The 20,579-nt window shown below is 61.9% G+C and carries 5 protein-coding genes and 6 rRNA genes; 10 read left to right on the forward strand and 1 reads right to left on the reverse strand.

The window, feature by feature from the left end:
* Positions 1-21: 21 nt before the first annotated feature.
* The 10 genes from JOD51_RS02820 to rrf (JOD51_RS02865) all read left to right on the forward strand — a co-directional run bounded on the left by JOD51_RS02820 (position 22) and on the right by rrf (JOD51_RS02865) (position 18,207).
* On the forward strand, positions 22-1,218 hold the full coding sequence (locus JOD51_RS02820) for an argininosuccinate synthase (protein ID WP_204606947.1): 1,197 nt from the start codon (positions 22-24) through the stop codon (positions 1,216-1,218).
* A gap of 104 nt (positions 1,219-1,322) precedes the next feature.
* Positions 1,323-2,789 carry an argininosuccinate lyase gene (gene argH / locus JOD51_RS02825; protein WP_239539753.1) on the forward strand — a complete coding sequence of 489 codons (1,467 nt, stop codon included), beginning with the start codon at positions 1,323-1,325 and terminating at the stop codon, positions 2,787-2,789.
* 79 nt (positions 2,790-2,868) lie between these two features.
* Entirely contained in the window at positions 2,869-3,543 is a 675-nt protein-coding gene (locus tag JOD51_RS02830; RefSeq protein ID WP_204606948.1) for a DNA-3-methyladenine glycosylase, read from the forward strand.
* Positions 3,544-3,575: 32 nt separating this feature from the next.
* Positions 3,576-4,889, forward strand: a complete 1,314-nt coding sequence (gene tyrS / locus JOD51_RS02835; RefSeq protein ID WP_204606949.1) for a tyrosine--tRNA ligase — start codon at positions 3,576-3,578, stop codon at positions 4,887-4,889.
* 549 nt (positions 4,890-5,438) lie between these two features.
* Positions 5,439-6,968 (forward strand): 16S ribosomal RNA (locus tag JOD51_RS02840).
* Positions 6,969-7,447: 479 nt separating this feature from the next.
* Positions 7,448-10,577 (forward strand): 23S ribosomal RNA (locus JOD51_RS02845).
* 201 nt (positions 10,578-10,778) lie between these two features.
* Positions 10,779-10,895 (forward strand): 5S ribosomal RNA (gene rrf / locus JOD51_RS02850).
* 1,855 nt (positions 10,896-12,750) lie between these two features.
* Positions 12,751-14,280: ribosomal RNA gene (locus tag JOD51_RS02855) — 16S ribosomal RNA — on the forward strand.
* Positions 14,281-14,759: 479 nt separating this feature from the next.
* Positions 14,760-17,889 (forward strand): 23S ribosomal RNA (locus JOD51_RS02860).
* A 201-nt stretch (positions 17,890-18,090) separates the two neighbouring features.
* Positions 18,091-18,207, forward strand: a 5S ribosomal RNA gene (rrf, locus tag JOD51_RS02865).
* Together the 16S, 23S and 5S rRNA genes form the textbook arrangement of a ribosomal RNA operon.
* 461 nt (positions 18,208-18,668) lie before the next feature.
* Here the strand turns inward: rrf (JOD51_RS02865) and JOD51_RS02870 are convergent.
* Positions 18,669-20,576 carry a hypothetical protein gene (locus JOD51_RS02870; RefSeq protein ID WP_239539754.1) on the reverse strand — a complete coding sequence of 636 codons (1,908 nt, stop codon included), beginning with the start codon at positions 20,574-20,576 and terminating at the stop codon, positions 18,669-18,671.
* Positions 20,577-20,579 lie beyond the last annotated feature (3 nt).

The following is a 20,579-nucleotide window of genomic DNA, read 5'->3' on the forward strand; positions in this document are numbered from 1 at the left end:
AACACCCCTAGGAGACATCACATGGCAGACCGCGTCGTACTGGCCTACTCAGGTGGCCTCGACACCTCCGTCGGCATCGGCTGGCTCAAGGACGCCACCGGGAAAGAGGTCGTCGCCCTCGCGGTGGACGTCGGGCAGGGCGGCGAGGACATGGACGCCATCCGCCAGCGCGCGCTCGACTGCGGTGCGGTGGAGTCCGTCGTCATCGACGCCAAGGACGAGTTCGCGGACGACTACCTCGTCCCCGCCCTCAAGGCGAACGCGCTGTACCAGAAGCGGTACCCGCTCGTCTCCGCGCTGAGCCGTCCGCTCATCGCGAAGCACCTCGCCCTGACGGCGAAGCAGCTCGGCGCCGACAGCGTCGCGCACGGCTGCACCGGCAAGGGCAACGACCAGGTCCGCTTCGAGGCCGCCGTCGCCGCGATCGCCCCGGACCTGACGAGCGTCGCACCGGTCCGTGACCTCGCGCTCACCCGCGACAAGGCGATCATCTACGCGCAGGAGCACGACCTGCCGATCCTGCAGAGCAAGAAGTCGCCGTACTCGATCGACCAGAACGTCTGGGGTCGTGCGGTGGAGACCGGCTTCCTCGAGGACCCGTGGAACCCGCCGATCGAGGACCTGTACGCCTACACGCAGGACCCCTCGATCGACCGCGAGGCCGACGAGGTCACCATCACCTTCGAGCAGGGTGTGCCGGTCGCGATCGACGGCCAGCGCTTCAGCGTCCTGCGCATCGTGCAGGAGCTCAACGCCCTCGCCGGCAAGCACGGCGTCGGCCGCATCGACGTCGTGGAGGACCGTCTCGTCGGCATCAAGTCGCGCGAGGTCTACGAGGCCCCGGCCGCGATGGCGCTCATCGCCGCGCACGAGGAGCTCGAGAGCCTGACCCTCGAGCGTGACGTGAACCGGTACAAGCGCGGTGTCGAGTCGGAGTGGGCTGACCTGGTCTACGACGGGCTCTGGTTCGGTGGGCTCAAGCGCAGCCTCGACGCCTTCATCGACTCCACGCAGGAGTACGTCTCCGGCGACATCCGCATGCAGCTGCACGGTGGTCGTGCCACGGTGACGGGCCGTCGTTCGGAGCAGAGCCTCTACGACTTCGACCTCGCCACGTACGACACCGGCGACACGTTCGACCAGTCGCTGTCCAAGGGCTTCATCGAGCTGTGGTCGCTGCCGAGCAAGATCTCGGCACGCCGCGACCTCGCGAACTAGCCGAAGCGCAGCACCAGCACCAGCACCACCCGGTCGGACGGGCCGGGGCGCATCGCCCCGGTCCGTCCGGCACCACCCAGCCACCTCTGACGACGCAGGACGACATGACGGACGTGCCCCGGGCCTCCCGGCCGGAAGAAGCCAGCAGCAAGACCGACGCGACGAACACGGGTGCCCTCTGGGGTGGCCGTTTCGCCGACGGTCCGAGCGCCGAGCTCGCCGCGCTGTCGAAGTCGACCCACTTCGACTGGCAGCTGGCGCCGTACGACCTCGCCGGGTCCCGCGCGCACGCCCGCGCACTGCAGACGGCTGGCTACCTGACGGCCGACGAACTCGACCGGATGCTCGCCGGGCTGGACCGCCTCGAGGAGTCGTTCCTCGACGGCTCCCTGCAGCCGGCCGACTCCGACGAGGACGTGCACGGAGCCCTGGAGCGGCTGCTCATCGCCGACGTCGGGCCGGAACTCGGTGGGAAGCTCCGCGCCGGCCGCAGCCGCAACGACCAGATCGCGACCCTCGGCCGCATGCACATGCTCGACCACGGCCGCCGGATCGGGCGGATGGTGATCGACCTCGTCGACGCGATCAGCCAGCAGGCGTCCGAGCACGAGGGCGCGATCATGCCGGGGCGGACGCACCTGCAGCACGCGCAGCCGGTCCTGCTCGCGCACCACCTGCTCGCGCACGCGTGGCCCCTCGTCCGCGACCTCGAGCGCCTCCGCGACTGGGCCGGCCGCGCGAGCGTGAGCCCCTACGGAGCCGGCGCGCTCGCGGGGAGCTCCCTGGGCCTCGACCCGACGGCGATCGCGCACGAGCTGGGCTTCGCCCGGCCGGCCGACAACTCGATCGACGCGACGGCCGCCCGCGACGTCGTGGCGGAGTTCGCCTTCGTCCTGGCGCAGATCGGCATCGACCTCTCGCGTCTGGCCGAGGAGATCATCCTCTGGAACACGAAGGAGTTCGGTTTCGTCCGGCTCCACGATGCCTTCTCGACCGGGTCGAGCATCATGCCGCAGAAGAAGAACCCGGACATCGCCGAACTGGCGCGCGGCAAGTCGGGCCGGCTGATCGGCAACCTCACGGGCCTGCTCGCGACGCTGAAGGGGCTGCCGCTCGCGTACAACCGCGACCTGCAGGAGGACAAGGAGCCGGTGTTCGACTCGGTCGCCCAGCTCGAGGTCCTGCTGCCCGCCGTCACCGGCATGGTCGCGACGCTGTCGTTCGACACGGCTCGCATGGCGGAGCTGGCCCCGCAGGGCTTCTCGCTCGCGACGGACGTCGCCGAGTGGCTGGTCCGGCAGGGTGTCCCGTTCCGTGACGCGCACGAGGTGTCCGGTGCGCTGGTCCGGTTCTGCGAAGAGCGCGGGATCGACCTCGATGACCCGACGGACGAGCAGTACGCGTCCGTCTCCCCGCACCTGACGCCGGACGTCCGCGCCGTGCTCACCATCGAGGGCAGCGTCGCGTCGCGTCGTGGCGTGGGCGGCACGGCTCCGGAGCGGGTCGCCGAGCAGCTCGCCGCCGTGACGCGGTCCGTGGCCGAGATCGCCGCGGGGACGCCCTTCGCCTGATGAGCCGGACGGTGGCCGGATGAGCCAGGCGGCGGCCCGATGAGCCGGGCGGTGGCCCGATGAGCCGGGCGGTGTCCCGATGAGTCGCGCGGCGGCTGCCGCGCTGCTCGCCCTGCTGGCGGAGCCGGCCTCGGTCTCCGCGCCGGCCCTGCTCGGTGCGACGCTCACCGGCAAGGACGTCACGCTCCGCATCACCGAGGTCGAGGCCTACTCCGGATCCACCGACCCGGGATCGCACGGACACCGCGGGATGACGCCGCGGAACCGGCACCTGTTCGGCGCACCCGGCACCCTGTACGCGTACCGCTCGTACGGCATCCACACCTGCGTCAACGTCGTGAGCGGACCCGAGGGTGCCTCGTCGGGGTCCCTGCTCCGCGGGGCCGAGGTCGTCGACGGCATCGAGACGGCACGGCGACGGCGTGGTCCGTCCGTCGCCGACGTCGCCCTCGCGCGCGGACCGGGCAACCTCGGTGTCGCGCTCGGCGCGGTCCTCGGCGAGGACGACGGCTCCTCGCTCCTCGACGGTTCCGGTCCGTACCGGCTCACCCTGGCGCCCGGACTGGAGGCCCGACTCGCCTCCGCGACACCGGCTGCGGTCGTCGACGGCCTGCTGGCCGACGGCTCGATCGCGCGCGGACCCCGGACGGGAGTCGGCGGGATCGCCGGTGGCGCCTCCTTCCCGTGGCGGTTCTGGCTGCGCGGCGACCCGACCGTCTCCCCGTACCGCCGGCACAAGGGTGCCGTGGGCTGAAGCGTGCGCCGCCGCGCCGCTACGATGGCCGGGTGTCCAGTGATACCGCTCCCGATGTCCTGACGCGCCAGCAGAACGACCCCACCTTCGCCTCGGTGTGGGACGAACTGCGCTGGCGTGGTCTGGTGCACGTCTCGACCGACGAGACCGCACTCAAAGAGGCCCTCGACGCCGGCCCGGTCACCTACTACTGCGGCTTCGACCCGACGGCTCCGTCGCTGCACTGCGGCAACCTGCTGCAGCTCCTCACCATGCGCCGGTTGCAGCTCGCCGGCCACAAGCCGCTCGCGCTCGTCGGCGGGTCGACCGGGCTGATCGGCGACCCGCGCCCGACGGCCGAGCGGACCTTGAACACCCCGGAGACCGTCACCGAGTGGGTCGGCCGTCTGCAGACCCAGGTGTCCCGTTTCCTCAGCCCGGACGGCGAGAACGGGGTCCGGCTGGTGAACAACCTCGACTGGACGGCGCCGCTCTCCGCGATCGACTTCCTGCGCGACATCGGCAAGTACTTCCGCGTCAACTCGATGCTCAAGAAGGACGCCGTCGCCGCACGCCTGAACTCGGATGCCGGCATCAGCTACACGGAGTTCAGCTACCAGATCCTGCAGGGACTGGACTTCCGTGAGCTGTACCGCCAGTACGGGTGCACGCTGCAGACCGGTGGTTCGGACCAGTGGGGGAACCTGACCTCGGGGACGGAGCTGATCCGGCGCACCGAGGGTGTGGCCGCCCACGCGGTCGGGACGCCCCTCATCACGAACTCCGACGGCACGAAGTTCGGCAAGAGCGAGGGCAACGCGGTGTGGCTCGACGCCACGATGACGTCGCCGTACGCGTTCTTCCAGTTCTGGCTCAACACCTCGGACGCCGACGTCATCGCACGCCTGCGCGAGTTCACGTTCCTGTCCCGTGCCGAGATCGAGCGGCTCGAGCAGGCGGTGGCCGACGAACCGTTCCGCCGGGAGGCCCAGCGCACCCTGGCGACGGAGGTCACCACCCTGGTCCACGGCTCCGACGCGACACAGGCGACGATCGACGCGTCGGCAGCCTTGTTCGGCAACGGTGACCTCGGCGCACTGGACGACGAGACCCTGCGGTCGGCGATCGCCGAGCTGCCCGGCTCCGTCACCATCGAGGGGACGGCGGACCTGGCGCGTGCCCTCGTCGAGACGGAACTCGTGAAGTCCCTCGGTGAAGCGCGGCGCGCGATCACCCAGGGTGGGGTCTACGTGAACAACGAGCGAGCCGAGGACCCGGCGACGACGGTGGCGTCCCTCGCACTGCCGGCCGGGGTGCTCGTGCTCCGTCGGGGCAAGAAGACCCTCGCCGGAGTGACGGTGTCCTGACGCACCCATCCGCATCCCGGGCTGTTGCCACGCTGTTGCAGTGTGCGACACGCCCGGGATGTGGGGTGGGTTGGTGGTCGGGGTGGGGGCTGCGTAAAGTAATCCCTCGTCACCCCAAAGGTGCGGCGGAGCGGCTGGAGCGAAAGCCCAGAGCACGTCGGCCCTCAAGTGGGACCATCCTCCACTGGAGTTCGGATCTGGCCTTGTGCTGGTTCGCTTCGACGCTTAGGATGACTACTCCACCGGTTCTCTCCTTCGGGATGAGCCACTGGATCTGGTTGCACTGTTGTGTGGCTGGGTTCGACGACATCGGTGGGTTCGAGAACGACAGCCTCTCTGGCGGATCATCTTCGTGGTGTGATGTGGGGAGTGCGTCTGGTCCTTGAGAACTCAACAGCGTGCACATTGTCAATGCCAATTTTATTGACCTCGTGCCCGGTCGGCTTTGGTTGATTGGGTCATGAAGCAATTCCTTTTGGATTGAAGATTGTCAGTAGACAGTCAACAGTCAAGATCAACTCGCTGACACTTCGGTGTTGGTTGTAATTTTTTACGGAGAGTTTGATCCTGGCTCAGGACGAACGCTGGCGGCGTGCTTAACACATGCAAGTCGAACGATGATCAGGAGCTTGCTCCTGTGATTAGTGGCGAACGGGTGAGTAACACGTGAGTAACCTGCCCCTGACTCTGGGATAAGCGTTGGAAACGACGTCTAATACTGGATATGATCACTGGTCGCATGGCCTGGTGGTGGAAAGATTTTTTGGTTGGGGATGGACTCGCGGCCTATCAGCTTGTTGGTGAGGTAATGGCTCACCAAGGCGACGACGGGTAGCCGGCCTGAGAGGGTGACCGGCCACACTGGGACTGAGACACGGCCCAGACTCCTACGGGAGGCAGCAGTGGGGAATATTGCACAATGGGCGAAAGCCTGATGCAGCAACGCCGCGTGAGGGATGACGGCCTTCGGGTTGTAAACCTCTTTTAGTAGGGAAGAAGGGGGCTTCGGTTCTTGACGGTACCTGCAGAAAAAGCACCGGCTAACTACGTGCCAGCAGCCGCGGTAATACGTAGGGTGCAAGCGTTGTCCGGAATTATTGGGCGTAAAGAGCTCGTAGGCGGTTTGTCGCGTCTGCTGTGAAATCCCGAGGCTCAACCTCGGGCTTGCAGTGGGTACGGGCAGACTAGAGTGCGGTAGGGGAGATTGGAATTCCTGGTGTAGCGGTGGAATGCGCAGATATCAGGAGGAACACCGATGGCGAAGGCAGATCTCTGGGCCGTAACTGACGCTGAGGAGCGAAAGCATGGGGAGCGAACAGGATTAGATACCCTGGTAGTCCATGCCGTAAACGTTGGGCGCTAGATGTAGGGACCTTTCCACGGTTTCTGTGTCGTAGCTAACGCATTAAGCGCCCCGCCTGGGGAGTACGGCCGCAAGGCTAAAACTCAAAGGAATTGACGGGGGCCCGCACAAGCGGCGGAGCATGCGGATTAATTCGATGCAACGCGAAGAACCTTACCAAGGCTTGACATACACCGGAAACGGCCAGAGATGGTCGCCCCCTTGTGGTCGGTGTACAGGTGGTGCATGGTTGTCGTCAGCTCGTGTCGTGAGATGTTGGGTTAAGTCCCGCAACGAGCGCAACCCTCGTTCTATGTTGCCAGCGGGTTATGCCGGGGACTCATAGGAGACTGCCGGGGTCAACTCGGAGGAAGGTGGGGATGACGTCAAATCATCATGCCCCTTATGTCTTGGGCTTCACGCATGCTACAATGGCCGGTACAAAGGGCTGCGATACCGTAAGGTGGAGCGAATCCCAAAAAGCCGGTCTCAGTTCGGATTGAGGTCTGCAACTCGACCTCATGAAGTCGGAGTCGCTAGTAATCGCAGATCAGCAACGCTGCGGTGAATACGTTCCCGGGCCTTGTACACACCGCCCGTCAAGTCATGAAAGTCGGTAACACCCGAAGCCGGTGGCCTAACCCTTGTGGGAGGAGCCGTCGAAGGTGGGATCGGTGATTAGGACTAAGTCGTAACAAGGTAGCCGTACCGGAAGGTGCGGCTGGATCACCTCCTTTCTAAGGAGCATCTGGTCAGTGCTGTTCACCGTGATGGTGGGTCAGTGGCTGGTCCAGGCGCCCGATTCGGACCGAACGTGTCCGACGGGTAGCTCATGGGTGGAACATTGACAGTGCAGTCGGGAGCGCGTCTTCCGGTCTCAGTACGTTCCTCGTCGTCGGTCTTGTGCCGGTGTTGGGGGGTTGGAACGGGTCGGTGGGGAGCGGGTTGGCTGGTGCACGTTGTTGGGTCCTGAGGGACCAGGCTTCCTGCTGTGGGTGGTGTCCGTGTTGGATGCCCACCTGTGGTGGGGGTTGGGCCGTATGGGTCCTTCGTTGGGCCACATGAAGCCGCACCGTTGGGTGTGGGGGAGTGTGGTGCCGATCGTATGTTGAGAACTACACAGTGGACGCGAGCATCTTTAGATTCGCGTCATCGATGATCGTCAGCTTTCGGGTTGGCGTGGTTCGTGGCGTTGGATCGCAATTTTAATCTTTGTGGTCAAGTTTCTAAGAGCAAACGGTGGATGCCTTGGCATCTGGAGCCGAAGAAGGACGTAGAAATCTGCGATAAGCCTCGGGGAGCTGATAATCGAGCTGTGAGCCGAGGATTTCCGAATGGGGAAACCCCGCTAGGCGCTTTTGTGACCTGGTGACTCCCGCCTGAATATATAGGGCGGGTAGAGGGAACGTGGGGAAGTGAAACATCTCAGTACCCACAGGAAGAGAAAACAACATGTGATTCCGTGAGTAGTGGCGAGCGAAAACGGATGAGGCTAAACCGATCATGTGTGATAGCCGGCGGGCGTTGCATGGTCGGGGTTGTGGGACACGTCACTCAGTTCTGCCGGACTGGGGCGGTTACAGCGCATCATAGTCGAACCGGTTTGAAAGCCGGGCCGTAGTGGGTGCCAGCCCCGTAGACGAAATGGTGTTATGGCCGGATGTGTATCCCAAGTAGCACGGGGCCCGAGAAATCCCGTGTGAATCTGTCAGGACCACCTGATAAGCCTAAATACTCCCAGATGACCGATAGCGGACAAGTACCGTGAGGGAAAGGTGAAAAGTACCCCGGGAGGGGAGTGAAATAGTACCTGAAACCGTTTGCTTACAAACCGTCGGAGCCTCCTTTGTAGGGGTGACGGCGTGCCTTTTGAAGAATGAGCCTGCGAGTTAGCGATATGTGGCGAGGTTAACCCGTGTGGGGTAGCCGTAGCGAAAGCGAGTCTGAATAGGGCGATTCAGTCGCATGTCCTAGACCCGAAGCGAAGTGATCTATCCATGGCCAGGTTGAAGCGACGGTAAGACGTCGTGGAGGACCGAACCCACTTCAGTTGAAAATGGAGGGGATGAGCTGTGGATAGGGGTGAAAGGCCAATCAAACTTCGTGATAGCTGGTTCTCTCCGAAATGCATTTAGGTGCAGCGTTGCGTGTTTCTCGCCGGAGGTAGAGCTACTGGATGGCCGATGGGCCTCAACAGGTTACTGACGTCAGCCAAACTCCGAATGCCGGTGAGTGAGAGCGCAGCAGTGAGACGGTGGGGGATAAGCTTCATCGTCGAGAGGGAAACAACCCAGACTACCAACTAAGGTCCCTAAGCGTGTGCTAAGTGGGAAAGGATGTGGAGTTGCACAGACAACCAGGAGGTTGGCTTAGAAGCAGCCACCCTTGAAAGAGTGCGTAATAGCTCACTGGTCAAGTGATTCCGCGCCGACAATGTAACGGGGCTCAAGCACACCACCGAAGTTGTAGATTTCGCACACTAGACAAGCCTTCGTGGTTCAGTCGTGCGGAGTGGTAGGAGAGCGTCGTGTGGCGAGTGAAGCGGCGGAGTGATCCAGCCGTGGACGCCACACGAGTGAGAATGCAGGCATGAGTAGCGAAAGACGGGTGAGAAACCCGTCCTCCGAAAGACCAAGGGTTCCAGGGCCAGGTTAATCCGCCCTGGGTAAGTCGGGACCTAAGGCGAGGCCGACAGGCGTAGTCGATGGACAACGGGTTGATATTCCCGTACCGGCGAACAACCGCCCAAGCTAATCCAGTGGTGCTAAGAGTCCTAACCCGGCACTTGTTGATCCCTTCGGGGTGAGACGGGCCGGTCTAACGCTCGACCCCATGCTGGTGCGGTTAGCGTATGAACAGGTGTGACGCAGGAAGGTAGCTGAGCCAGGCGATGGTATCCGTAAGGTGAACCTGGTGTAAGGATGTAGGGCTGACGATAGGCAAATCCGTCGTCTGTATGCCTGAGACCCGACGCGTACCCGTAAGGGGAATTCAGTGATCCTATGCTGCCGAGAAAAGCATCGACGCGAGGTTGCAGCCGCCCGTACCCGAAACCGACTCAGGTGGTCAGGTAGAGAATACCAAGGAGATCGAGATAATCGTGGTTAAGGAACTCGGCAAAATGCCCCCGTAACTTCGGGAGAAGGGGGGCCGGATACGTGACCGGACTTTGCTCCGTGAGCGTTGAAGGCCGCAGAGACCAGTGGGAAGCGACTGTTTACTAAAAACACAGGTCCGTGCGAAGTCGCAAGACGATGTATACGGACTGACGCCTGCCCGGTGCTGGAAGGTTAAGAGGAAGGGTCAGCCTCACGGCGAAGCTCTGAATTTAAGCCCCAGTAAACGGCGGTGGTAACTATAACCATCCTAAGGTAGCGAAATTCCTTGTCGGGTAAGTTCCGACCTGCACGAATGGCGTAACGACTTCCCAGCTGTCTCAACCGCGAACTCGGCGAAATTGCACTACGAGTAAAGATGCTCGTTACGCGCAGCAGGACGGAAAGACCCCGTGACCTTTACTACAGTTTGGTATTGGTGTTCGGAGTGGCTTGTGTAGGATAGGTGGGAGACTGTGAAGCGGGCACGCTAGTGTTCGTGGAGTCATTGTTGAAATACCACTCTGGTCACTTTGGATGTCTAACGTAGGACCCTGATCGGGTTCATGGACAGTGCCTGATGGGTAGTTTAACTGGGGCGGTTGCCTCCCAAAGAGTAACGGAGGCGCCCAAAGGTTCCCTCAACCTGGTTGGCAATCAGGTGGCGAGTGTAAGTGCACAAGGGAGCTTGACTGTGAGACTGACAGGTCGAGCAGGGACGAAAGTCGGGACTAGTGATCCGGCAGTGGCTTGTGGAAGCGCTGTCGCTCAACGGATAAAAGGTACCTCGGGGATAACAGGCTGATCTTGCCCAAGAGTCCATATCGACGGCATGGTTTGGCACCTCGATGTCGGCTCGTCGCATCCTGGGGCTGGAGTAGGTCCCAAGGGTTGGGCTGTTCGCCCATTAAAGCGGTACGCGAGCTGGGTTTAGAACGTCGTGAGACAGTTCGGTCCCTATCCGCTGCGCGCGTTGGAAATTTGAGAAGATCTATCCCTAGTACGAGAGGACCGGGATGGACGAACCTCTGGTGTGTCAGTTGTTCTGCCAAGGGCACCGCTGATTAGCTACGTTCGGACCGGATAACCGCTGAAAGCATCTAAGCGGGAAGCCGTCTTCGAGATGAGATTTCCATGCACCTTGAGTGTGAGAGGCTCCCAGCAGACTACTGGGTTGATAGGCCGGATGTGGAAGCGGGGACTAACGACCCGTGGAGCTGACCGGTACTAATAAGCCGAAGACTTGACACACACTTTTTTCCTGACCCCTTGTGGTCAGGGGCTCGCGTCCACTTTGTGGTTCCCGACAGACGATCGGGAATCAAACTGAATAGTTCAGCTACCCCACCTGTGTGGGGTGTCATCGAACCCGTTTCATGCGGGGTTGGTGGCACCGGACCGTTGGTGGGGGATGGCTGGAACCTGTTTGATCCGGATTCGGGTCGATGGTGTTCCGGTGGTCTTAGCGAGAGGGAAACGCCCGGTCACATTCCGAACCCGGAAGCTAAGCCTCTCAGCGCCGATGGTACTGCAAGGGGGACCTTGTGGGAGAGTAGGACGCCGCCGGACTTCTTTTCATACGGAAAGCCCCTGACGGGTGGAGCATCACGCTCCACCAGTCAGGGGCTTTTCGCATTCCCACGGCAGTTCTGCGTCGTGCAGCCGTGTGTGGGGTGCCGACCGCCGGGACTACGCCAGCTTGTTCGTCACGTACCTCGTCGTCGCCCGTTGAGGAAGGCGACGCAGCGCGCACCACAGGAGCTTGTTGGCGAGATCCGCAGTGTCTCGCGGGGTGGACGCCCGCACATTTGCCGTCTCGAGGACGACAGCGGGACAGGCGGGGGCGAGCCGGGACCGTGCGACGTGGAAGTCCGCCGGCGTTCGCGAGGTATGCGCGCGTTGTTGCCGTCAGTCGAGCGCGACGTCAGGGGTTGCAACTCGTGGAGCTCAGATCGGGGGGCTTGTCGTCGCCGAGCTCGATGACGAGCTCGGGCTGGCCACGTTCCGTTGCGGGTCGCCCGATAGCGCTGCAGTGGGCTTCGCGGACATGGGTGTCGTCGAGGGTGTCGGCGGACGCGCCAAACGGCGTCGTGTGCCGAGGCCGGTCTGATGCTGTTCCGGAAGTGGAGGCGCCTCCGTTGGTGGAAGCGTTCGTCAGGAGTCGCTGTCAACGTGGGGTCACATGCCGGATCTTGTGGCCTCGAAAGGACTGGGTGACGCATGACTGCCTCCGACTGCGTGACCGCGAGTGCGTGGGAGGCGTTCGAGGCGGCCGGACCGCCCAGCCAGTCCTCGCGGCCATCGATGCGGCGCCTAGGGGTGCTGCTTTTCTTGCAACGCGGACGTCGGTGTGCCGTCTGGTACCGGCGCAGTCTTGCCTGCGGGGGTGTCCCTTGTGGTCACCGGACCGGGGGCCTGGAATGTTGGCGGGCCGACGGGCTGTCGCCCCGAGCTTCTTGGCCGCTCGAGCGGTCTCCGGCTTCAGCGAATACCGACGCGCGTCGCGGTCCAGAAGGTTCGTGAGGCGGAAGCAAACATGTGGGCGCCGCACCACCTCGGTGGGTGGAAGGAGATGTGGTTCCACTCGGTCGGTGAGAGGGGGATGATTGGCCCAGAGCCCAGAGCCCAGAGCCCAGAGCCCAGAGCCCAGAGCCCAGAGCCCAGAGCCCAGAGCCCAGAGCCCAGAGCCCAGAGCCCAGAGCCCAGAGCCCAGAGCCCAGAGCCCAGAGCCCAGAGCCCAGAGCCCAGAGCCCAGAGCCCAGAGCCCAGAGCCCAGAGCCCAGAGCCCAGAGCCCAGAGCCCAGAGCCCAGAGCCCAGAGCCCAGAGCCCAGAGCCCAGAGCCCAGAGCCCAGAGCCCAGAGCCCAGAGCCGGTCTGATGCTGTCGGACTGGGGAGCGGCCGCGGGCTGTTGCAGTGTGCGACACGCCCGGGATGTGTGGTGGGTTGGTGGTCGGGGGTGGGGGCTGCGTAAAGTAATCCCTCGTCACCCCAAAGGTGCGGCGGAGCGGCTGGAGCGAAAGCCCAGAGCACGTCGGCCCTCAAGTGGGACCATCCTCAACTGGAGTTCGGATCTGGCCTTGTGCTGGTTCGCTTCGACGCTTAGGATGACTACTCCACCGGTTCTCTCCTTCGGGATGAGCCACTGGATCTGGTTGCACTGTTGTGTGGCTGGGTTCGACGACATCGGTGGGTTCGAGAACGACAGCCTCTCTGGCGGATCATCTTCGTGGTGTGATGTGGGGAGTGCGTCTGGTCCTTGAGAACTCAACAGCGTGCACATTGTCAATGCCAATTTTATTGACCTCGTGCCCGGTCGGCTTTGGTTGATTGGGTCATGAAGCAATTCCTTTTGGATTGAAGATTGTCAGTAGACAGTCAACAGTCAAGATCAACTCGCTGACACTTCGGTGTTGGTTGTAATTTTTTACGGAGAGTTTGATCCTGGCTCAGGACGAACGCTGGCGGCGTGCTTAACACATGCAAGTCGAACGATGATCAGGAGCTTGCTCCTGTGATTAGTGGCGAACGGGTGAGTAACACGTGAGTAACCTGCCCCTGACTCTGGGATAAGCGTTGGAAACGACGTCTAATACTGGATATGATCACTGGTCGCATGGCCTGGTGGTGGAAAGATTTTTTGGTTGGGGATGGACTCGCGGCCTATCAGCTTGTTGGTGAGGTAATGGCTCACCAAGGCGACGACGGGTAGCCGGCCTGAGAGGGTGACCGGCCACACTGGGACTGAGACACGGCCCAGACTCCTACGGGAGGCAGCAGTGGGGAATATTGCACAATGGGCGAAAGCCTGATGCAGCAACGCCGCGTGAGGGATGACGGCCTTCGGGTTGTAAACCTCTTTTAGTAGGGAAGAAGGGGGCTTCGGTTCTTGACGGTACCTGCAGAAAAAGCACCGGCTAACTACGTGCCAGCAGCCGCGGTAATACGTAGGGTGCAAGCGTTGTCCGGAATTATTGGGCGTAAAGAGCTCGTAGGCGGTTTGTCGCGTCTGCTGTGAAATCCCGAGGCTCAACCTCGGGCTTGCAGTGGGTACGGGCAGACTAGAGTGCGGTAGGGGAGATTGGAATTCCTGGTGTAGCGGTGGAATGCGCAGATATCAGGAGGAACACCGATGGCGAAGGCAGATCTCTGGGCCGTAACTGACGCTGAGGAGCGAAAGCATGGGGAGCGAACAGGATTAGATACCCTGGTAGTCCATGCCGTAAACGTTGGGCGCTAGATGTAGGGACCTTTCCACGGTTTCTGTGTCGTAGCTAACGCATTAAGCGCCCCGCCTGGGGAGTACGGCCGCAAGGCTAAAACTCAAAGGAATTGACGGGGGCCCGCACAAGCGGCGGAGCATGCGGATTAATTCGATGCAACGCGAAGAACCTTACCAAGGCTTGACATACACCGGAAACGGCCAGAGATGGTCGCCCCCTTGTGGTCGGTGTACAGGTGGTGCATGGTTGTCGTCAGCTCGTGTCGTGAGATGTTGGGTTAAGTCCCGCAACGAGCGCAACCCTCGTTCTATGTTGCCAGCGGGTTATGCCGGGGACTCATAGGAGACTGCCGGGGTCAACTCGGAGGAAGGTGGGGATGACGTCAAATCATCATGCCCCTTATGTCTTGGGCTTCACGCATGCTACAATGGCCGGTACAAAGGGCTGCGATACCGTAAGGTGGAGCGAATCCCAAAAAGCCGGTCTCAGTTCGGATTGAGGTCTGCAACTCGACCTCATGAAGTCGGAGTCGCTAGTAATCGCAGATCAGCAACGCTGCGGTGAATACGTTCCCGGGCCTTGTACACACCGCCCGTCAAGTCATGAAAGTCGGTAACACCCGAAGCCGGTGGCCTAACCCTTGTGGGAGGAGCCGTCGAAGGTGGGATCGGTGATTAGGACTAAGTCGTAACAAGGTAGCCGTACCGGAAGGTGCGGCTGGATCACCTCCTTTCTAAGGAGCATCTGGTCAGTGCTGTTCACCGTGATGGTGGGTCAGTGGCTGGTCCAGGCGCCCGATTCGGACCGAACGTGTCCGACGGGTAGCTCATGGGTGGAACATTGACAGTGCAGTCGGGAGCGCGTCTTCCGGTCTCAGTACGTTCCTCGTCGTCGGTCTTGTGCCGGTGTTGGGGGGTTGGAACGGGTCGGTGGGGAGCGGGTTGGCTGGTGCACGTTGTTGGGTCCTGAGGGACCAGGCTTCCTGCTGTGGGTGGTGTCCGTGTTGGATGCCCACCTGTGGTGGGGGTTGGGCCGTATGGGTCCTTCGTTGGGCCACATGAAGCCGCACCGTTGGGTGTGGGGGAGTGTGGTGCCGATCGTATGTTGAGAACTACACAGTGGACGCGAGCATCTTTAGATTCGCGTCATCGATGATCGTCAGCTTTCGGGTTGGCGTGGTTCGTGGCGTTGGATCGCAATTTTAATCTTTGTGGTCAAGTTTCTAAGAGCAAACGGTGGATGCCTTGGCATCTGGAGCCGAAGAAGGACGTAGAAATCTGCGATAAGCCTCGGGGAGCTGATAATCGAGCTGTGAGCCGAGGATTTCCGAATGGGGAAACCCCGCTAGGCGCTTTTGTGACCTGGTGACTCCCGCCTGAATATATAGGGCGGGTAGAGGGAACGTGGGGAAGTGAAACATCTCAGTACCCACAGGAAGAGAAAACAACATGTGATTCCGTGAGTAGTGGCGAGCGAAAACGGATGAGGCTAAACCGATCATGTGTGATAGCCGGCGGGCGTTGCATGGTCGGGGTTGTGGGACACGTCACTCAGTTCTGCCGGACTGGGGCGGTTACAGCGCATCATAGTCGAACCGGTTTGAAAGCCGGGCCGTAGTGGGTGCCAGCCCCGTAGACGAAATGGTGTTATGGCCGGATGTGTATCCCAAGTAGCACGGGGCCCGAGAAATCCCGTGTGAATCTGTCAGGACCACCTGATAAGCCTAAATACTCCCAGATGACCGATAGCGGACAAGTACCGTGAGGGAAAGGTGAAAAGTACCCCGGGAGGGGAGTGAAATAGTACCTGAAACCGTTTGCTTACAAACCGTCGGAGCCTCCTTTGTAGGGGTGACGGCGTGCCTTTTGAAGAATGAGCCTGCGAGTTAGCGATATGTGGCGAGGTTAACCCGTGTGGGGTAGCCGTAGCGAAAGCGAGTCTGAATAGGGCGATTCAGTCGCATGTCCTAGACCCGAAGCGAAGTGATCTATCCATGGCCAGGTTGAAGCGACGGTAAGACGTCGTGGAGGACCGAACCCACTTCAGTTGAAAATGGAGGGGATGAGCTGTGGATAGGGGTGAAAGGCCAATCAAACTTCGTGATAGCTGGTTCTCTCCGAAATGCATTTAGGTGCAGCGTTGCGTGTTTCTCGCCGGAGGTAGAGCTACTGGATGGCCGATGGGCCTCAACAGGTTACTGACGTCAGCCAAACTCCGAATGCCGGTGAGTGAGAGCGCAGCAGTGAGACGGTGGGGGATAAGCTTCATCGTCGAGAGGGAAACAACCCAGACTACCAACTAAGGTCCCTAAGCGTGTGCTAAGTGGGAAAGGATGTGGAGTTGCACAGACAACCAGGAGGTTGGCTTAGAAGCAGCCACCCTTGAAAGAGTGCGTAATAGCTCACTGGTCAAGTGATTCCGCGCCGACAATGTAACGGGGCTCAAGCACACCACCGAAGTTGTAGATTTCGCACATTAGACAAGCCTTCGTGGTTCAGTCGTGCGGAGTGGTAGGAGAGCGTCGTGTGGCGAGTGAAGCGGCGGAGTGATCCAGCCGTGGACGCCACACGAGTGAGAATGCAGGCATGAGTAGCGAAAGACGGGTGAGAAACCCGTCCTCCGAAAGACCAAGGGTTCCAGGGCCAGGTTAATCCGCCCTGGGTAAGTCGGGACCTAAGGCGAGGCCGACAGGCGTAGTCGATGGACAACGGGTTGATATTCCCGTACCGGCGAACAACCGCCCAAGCTAATCCAGTGGTGCTAAGAGTCCTAACCCGGCACTTGTTGATCCCTTCGGGGTGAGACGGGCCGGTCTAACGCTCGACCCCATGCTGGTGCGGTTAGCGTATGAACAGGTGTGACGCAGGAAGGTAGCTGAGCCAGGCGATGGTATCCGTAAGGTGAACCTGGTGTAAGGATGTAGGGCTGACGATAGGCAAATCCGTCGTCTGTATGCCTGAGATCCGACGCGTACCCGTAAGGGGAATTCAGTGATCCTATGCTGCCGAGAAAAGCATCGACGCGAGGTTGCAGCCGCCCGTACCCGAAACCGACTCAGGTGGTCAGGTAGAGAATACCAAGGAGATCGAGATAATCGTGGTTAAGGAACTCGGCAAAATGCCCCCGTAACTTCGGGAGAAGGGGGGCCGGATACGTGACCGGACTTTGCTCCGTGAGCGTTGAAGGCCGCAGAGACCAGTGGGAAGCGACTGTTTACTAAAAACACAGGTCCGTGCGAAGTCGCAAGACGATGTATACGGACTGACGCCTGCCCGGTGCTGGAAGGTTAAGAGGAAGGGTCAGCCTCACGGCGAAGCTCTGAATTTAAGCCCCAGTAAACGGCGGTGGTAACTATAACCATCCTAAGGTAGCGAAATTCCTTGTCGGGTAAGTTCCGACCTGCACGAATGGCGTAACGACTTCCCAGCTGTCTCAACCGCGAACTCGGCGAAATTGCACTACGAGTAAAGATGCTCGTTACGCGCAGCAGGACGGAAAGACCCCGTGACCTTTACTACAGTTTGGTATTGGTGTTCGGAGTGGCTTGTGTAGGATAGGTGGGAGACTGTGAAGCGGGCACGCTAGTGTTCGTGGAGTCATTGTTGAAATACCACTCTGGTCACTTTGGATGTCTAACGTAGGACCCTGATCGGGTTCATGGACAGTGCCTGATGGGTAGTTTAACTGGGGCGGTTGCCTCCCAAAGAGTAACGGAGGCGCCCAAAGGTTCCCTCAACCTGGTTGGCAATCAGGTGGCGAGTGTAAGTGCACAAGGGAGCTTGACTGTGAGACTGACAGGTCGAGCAGGGACGAAAGTCGGGACTAGTGATCCGGCAGTGGCTTGTGGAAGCGCTGTCGCTCAACGGATAAAAGGTACCTCGGGGATAACAGGCTGATCTTGCCCAAGAGTCCATATCGACGGCATGGTTTGGCACCTCGATGTCGGCTCGTCGCATCCTGGGGCTGGAGTAGGTCCCAAGGGTTGGGCTGTTCGCCCATTAAAGCGGTACGCGAGCTGGGTTTAGAACGTCGTGAGACAGTTCGGTCCCTATCCGCTGCGCGCGTTGGAAATTTGAGAAGATCTATCCCTAGTACGAGAGGACCGGGATGGACGAACCTCTGGTGTGTCAGTTGTTCTGCCAAGGGCACCGCTGATTAGCTACGTTCGGACCGGATAACCGCTGAAAGCATCTAAGCGGGAAGCCGTCTTCGAGATGAGATTTCCATGCACCTTGAGTGTGAGAGGCTCCCAGCAGACTACTGGGTTGATAGGCCGGATGTGGAAGCGGGGACTAACGACCCGTGGAGCTGACCGGTACTAATAAGCCGAAGACTTGACACACACTTTTTTCCTGACCCCTTGTGGGTCGGGGCTCGCGTCCACTTTGTGGTTCCCGACAGACGATCGGGAATCAAACTGAATAGTTCAGCTACCCCACCGGTGTGGGGTGTCATCGAACCCGTTTCATGCGGGGTTGGTGGCACCGGACCGTTGGTGGGGGATGGCTGGAACCTGTTTGATCCGGATTCGGGTCGATGGTGTTCCGGTGGTCATAGCGAGAGGGAAACGCCCGGTCACATTCCGAACCCGGAAGCTAAGCCTCTCAGCGCCGATGGTACTGCAAGGGGGACCTTGTGGGAGAGTAGGACGCCGCCGGACTTCTTTTCATGATGTGGCCATCGGCCCTCCATCGAGAGCGACAGCTCTCGTGAGGGCCGGTGGCCATTTTCTGTTTCATCGGAGCGGCTCGAGGTCGACTCTGCGCCCCGTTCGTGATGGACTGGACGCAAGGGTGCAGCCCGAGCGGCTCCATCCACACAACGACACAGCGGACGATCGCCGAGACCAGGGTCTTCGGCACGCAACGAGGAGCTACGGTGGCGAACGACGACGAACAGCGACGAGACGGGCGTGACGGAGACCGTCCGGATCGGTCGCGACGTGAAGGCGACAGTGGGCGTTGGTCCTCTGGCCCTCGTGACTTCGAGCGTCGAGAAGGCGATCGGTCCGGGCGCGATGCTCCGCGTGGCGACGGCCCCCGCCGCGAGAGCTCTGATCGTCGGCCGGCTGGCCGCGACTTCCGCGACGGCGGTGCCAGGAACGACCGACCCTCGTGGCGCTCAGACCGTCCCGCGTCGGACCGTCCGCGTCGTGATGGTGACCGTCCGTTCCGTGGAAGTGACGATCGGCCTCGTCGTGATGGCGACCGTCCGGCTCGTGGAAGCGACGACCGTCCGCGTCGTGACGGTGACCGTCCGGCCCGCAGCGGAGCCGGTGACCGTCCGTTCCGTGGGAACGACGATCGGCCCCGTCGCGATGGGGACCGTCCGTTCCGTGGAAGCGACGACCGTCCGCGTCGTGACGGTGACCGTCCGGCCCGCAGTGGAGCCGGTGACCGTCCGTTCCGTGGGAACGACGATCGGCCCCGTCGTGATGGGGACCGTCCGTTCCGTGGAAGCGACGACCGTCCTCGTCGTGACGGTGACCGTCCGGCCCGCAGTGGAGCCGGTGACCGTCCGTTCCGTGGGAACGACGATCGGCCCCGTCGTGATGGGGACCGTCCGTTCCGTGGGAACGACGACCGTCCGCGTCGTGATGGTGACCGTCCGTTCCGTGGGAGTGATGACCGTCCGCGTCGTGATGGTGACCGTCCGTTCCGCAGCGGTGGCAACGACCGTCCGTTCCGTGGCGGCGACGACCGTCCCCGTCGCGACGGCGAACGTCCCGTGCGCAACTCCGGCGGAGATCGTCCGTTCCGTGGCGGGGATGACCGTCCCCGTCGTGATGGTGACCGCCCGGTCCGCGGTGGAGGCGGAGACCGTCCGTTCCGTGGGAACGACGATCGACCGCGTCGTGATGGTGACCGTCCGTTCCGCAGTGGCGGCAACGACCGTCCGTTCCGTGGCAACGACGACCGTCCCTCGCGGGATGGTGGAGCCGAGCGCAAACGATTCGGCGACGGCAACCGCTCGGCCGGTGCACGGTTCGGCGAGGCTGCGCGTGACGACTGGGAAGACCGCGACCCGTACGGCACCCGGTCGATCCGCCCGCGTCACGACGACCCGGAGATCCCGGACGAGATCGACGCTCGCGACCTCCACCCCGCTGCTCGTGCTGAGCTCAAGACCCTCAGCAAGGACAACGCGGACTGGGTCGCGCGTCACCTCATCACCGCGGCGCTCCTCGTCGACTCGGACCCGGAAGAAGCGAACCAGCACGCACTGAGCGCCGCTCGTCGTGCCGGTCGTGTGGCTGTCGTACGTGAGACCGCGGCGATCACGGCGTACCGGCTCGGTGACTTCGCGACGGCTCTCCGGGAGCTCCGCACGTACCGGCGGATCTCCGGCCGGAACGACCAGCTCCCGATGATGGTGGACTGCGAGCGCGGTCTCGGCCGTCCGGAGCGTGCCCTCGAGCTCGGGCGGTCCGTTGATCGCGCCGCACTCGAGACGCCGGTGCAGGTCGAACTCGCGATCGCGATGTCCGGCGCGCGTCTGGACCTCGGGAATCCCACAGCCGCGCTGGGCGAGCTGGAGATTCCACAGCTCGATCCCTCGACCGCCTACACGTGGTCGCCGGCGCTCTACAGTGCTTACGCGGCCACGCTCGAGGAGCTCGGCCGCCAAGACGAGGCCGACGAGTGGTGGGCCCGCGTCGACCGCGCGGCCGAAGCCCTCGCGGAAGCCGCTGAAGACGATGCTTGGGAGACAGTGGATGTGGTCGAGGAAGCGATCGAAGTCGACGAGTTCGACGAGCCCGGAGACGACGAGCCCGGAGACGACGAACACGGGAACGATGAACCCGTCGACGACGAGTCCGTCGAGCTCGACGACGCAGAACTCGGGGACGCCGAGCCGGGCAACGGGTACGTCAGCACCCTCGGGGACGACGACCTCGAGGACTCCAACGACCTCGACGACGACGCCGACGACGCCGGCGACCAGCCCGGAGAGGTCGACGAGGACAACCCCCGCGACATCGACGGCTCCGCAGCCGGCTGAGTCGCCGCGCACCCCGGTCGACGGCATCGA

The sequence above is a fragment of the Curtobacterium herbarum genome (assembly GCF_016907335.1).
GTDB lineage: Bacteria > Actinomycetota > Actinomycetes > Actinomycetales > Microbacteriaceae > Curtobacterium > Curtobacterium herbarum.

What these genes read in the sequence shown, in the direction of transcription:
- JOD51_RS02830 (WP_204606948.1), top strand. Translation starts at nt 2,869, where the DNA reads ATGAGTCGCGCGGCGGCTGCCGCGCTGCTCGCCCTGCTGGCGGAGCCG.
- argH (WP_239539753.1), top strand. Translation starts at nt 1,323, where the DNA reads ATGACGGACGTGCCCCGGGCCTCCCGGCCGGAAGAAGCCAGCAGCAAG.
- JOD51_RS02870 (WP_239539754.1), bottom strand. Translation starts at nt 20,576, where the DNA reads ATGCCGTCGACCGGGGTGCGCGGCGACTCAGCCGGCTGCGGAGCCGTC.
- JOD51_RS02820 (WP_204606947.1), top strand. Translation starts at nt 22, where the DNA reads ATGGCAGACCGCGTCGTACTGGCCTACTCAGGTGGCCTCGACACCTCC.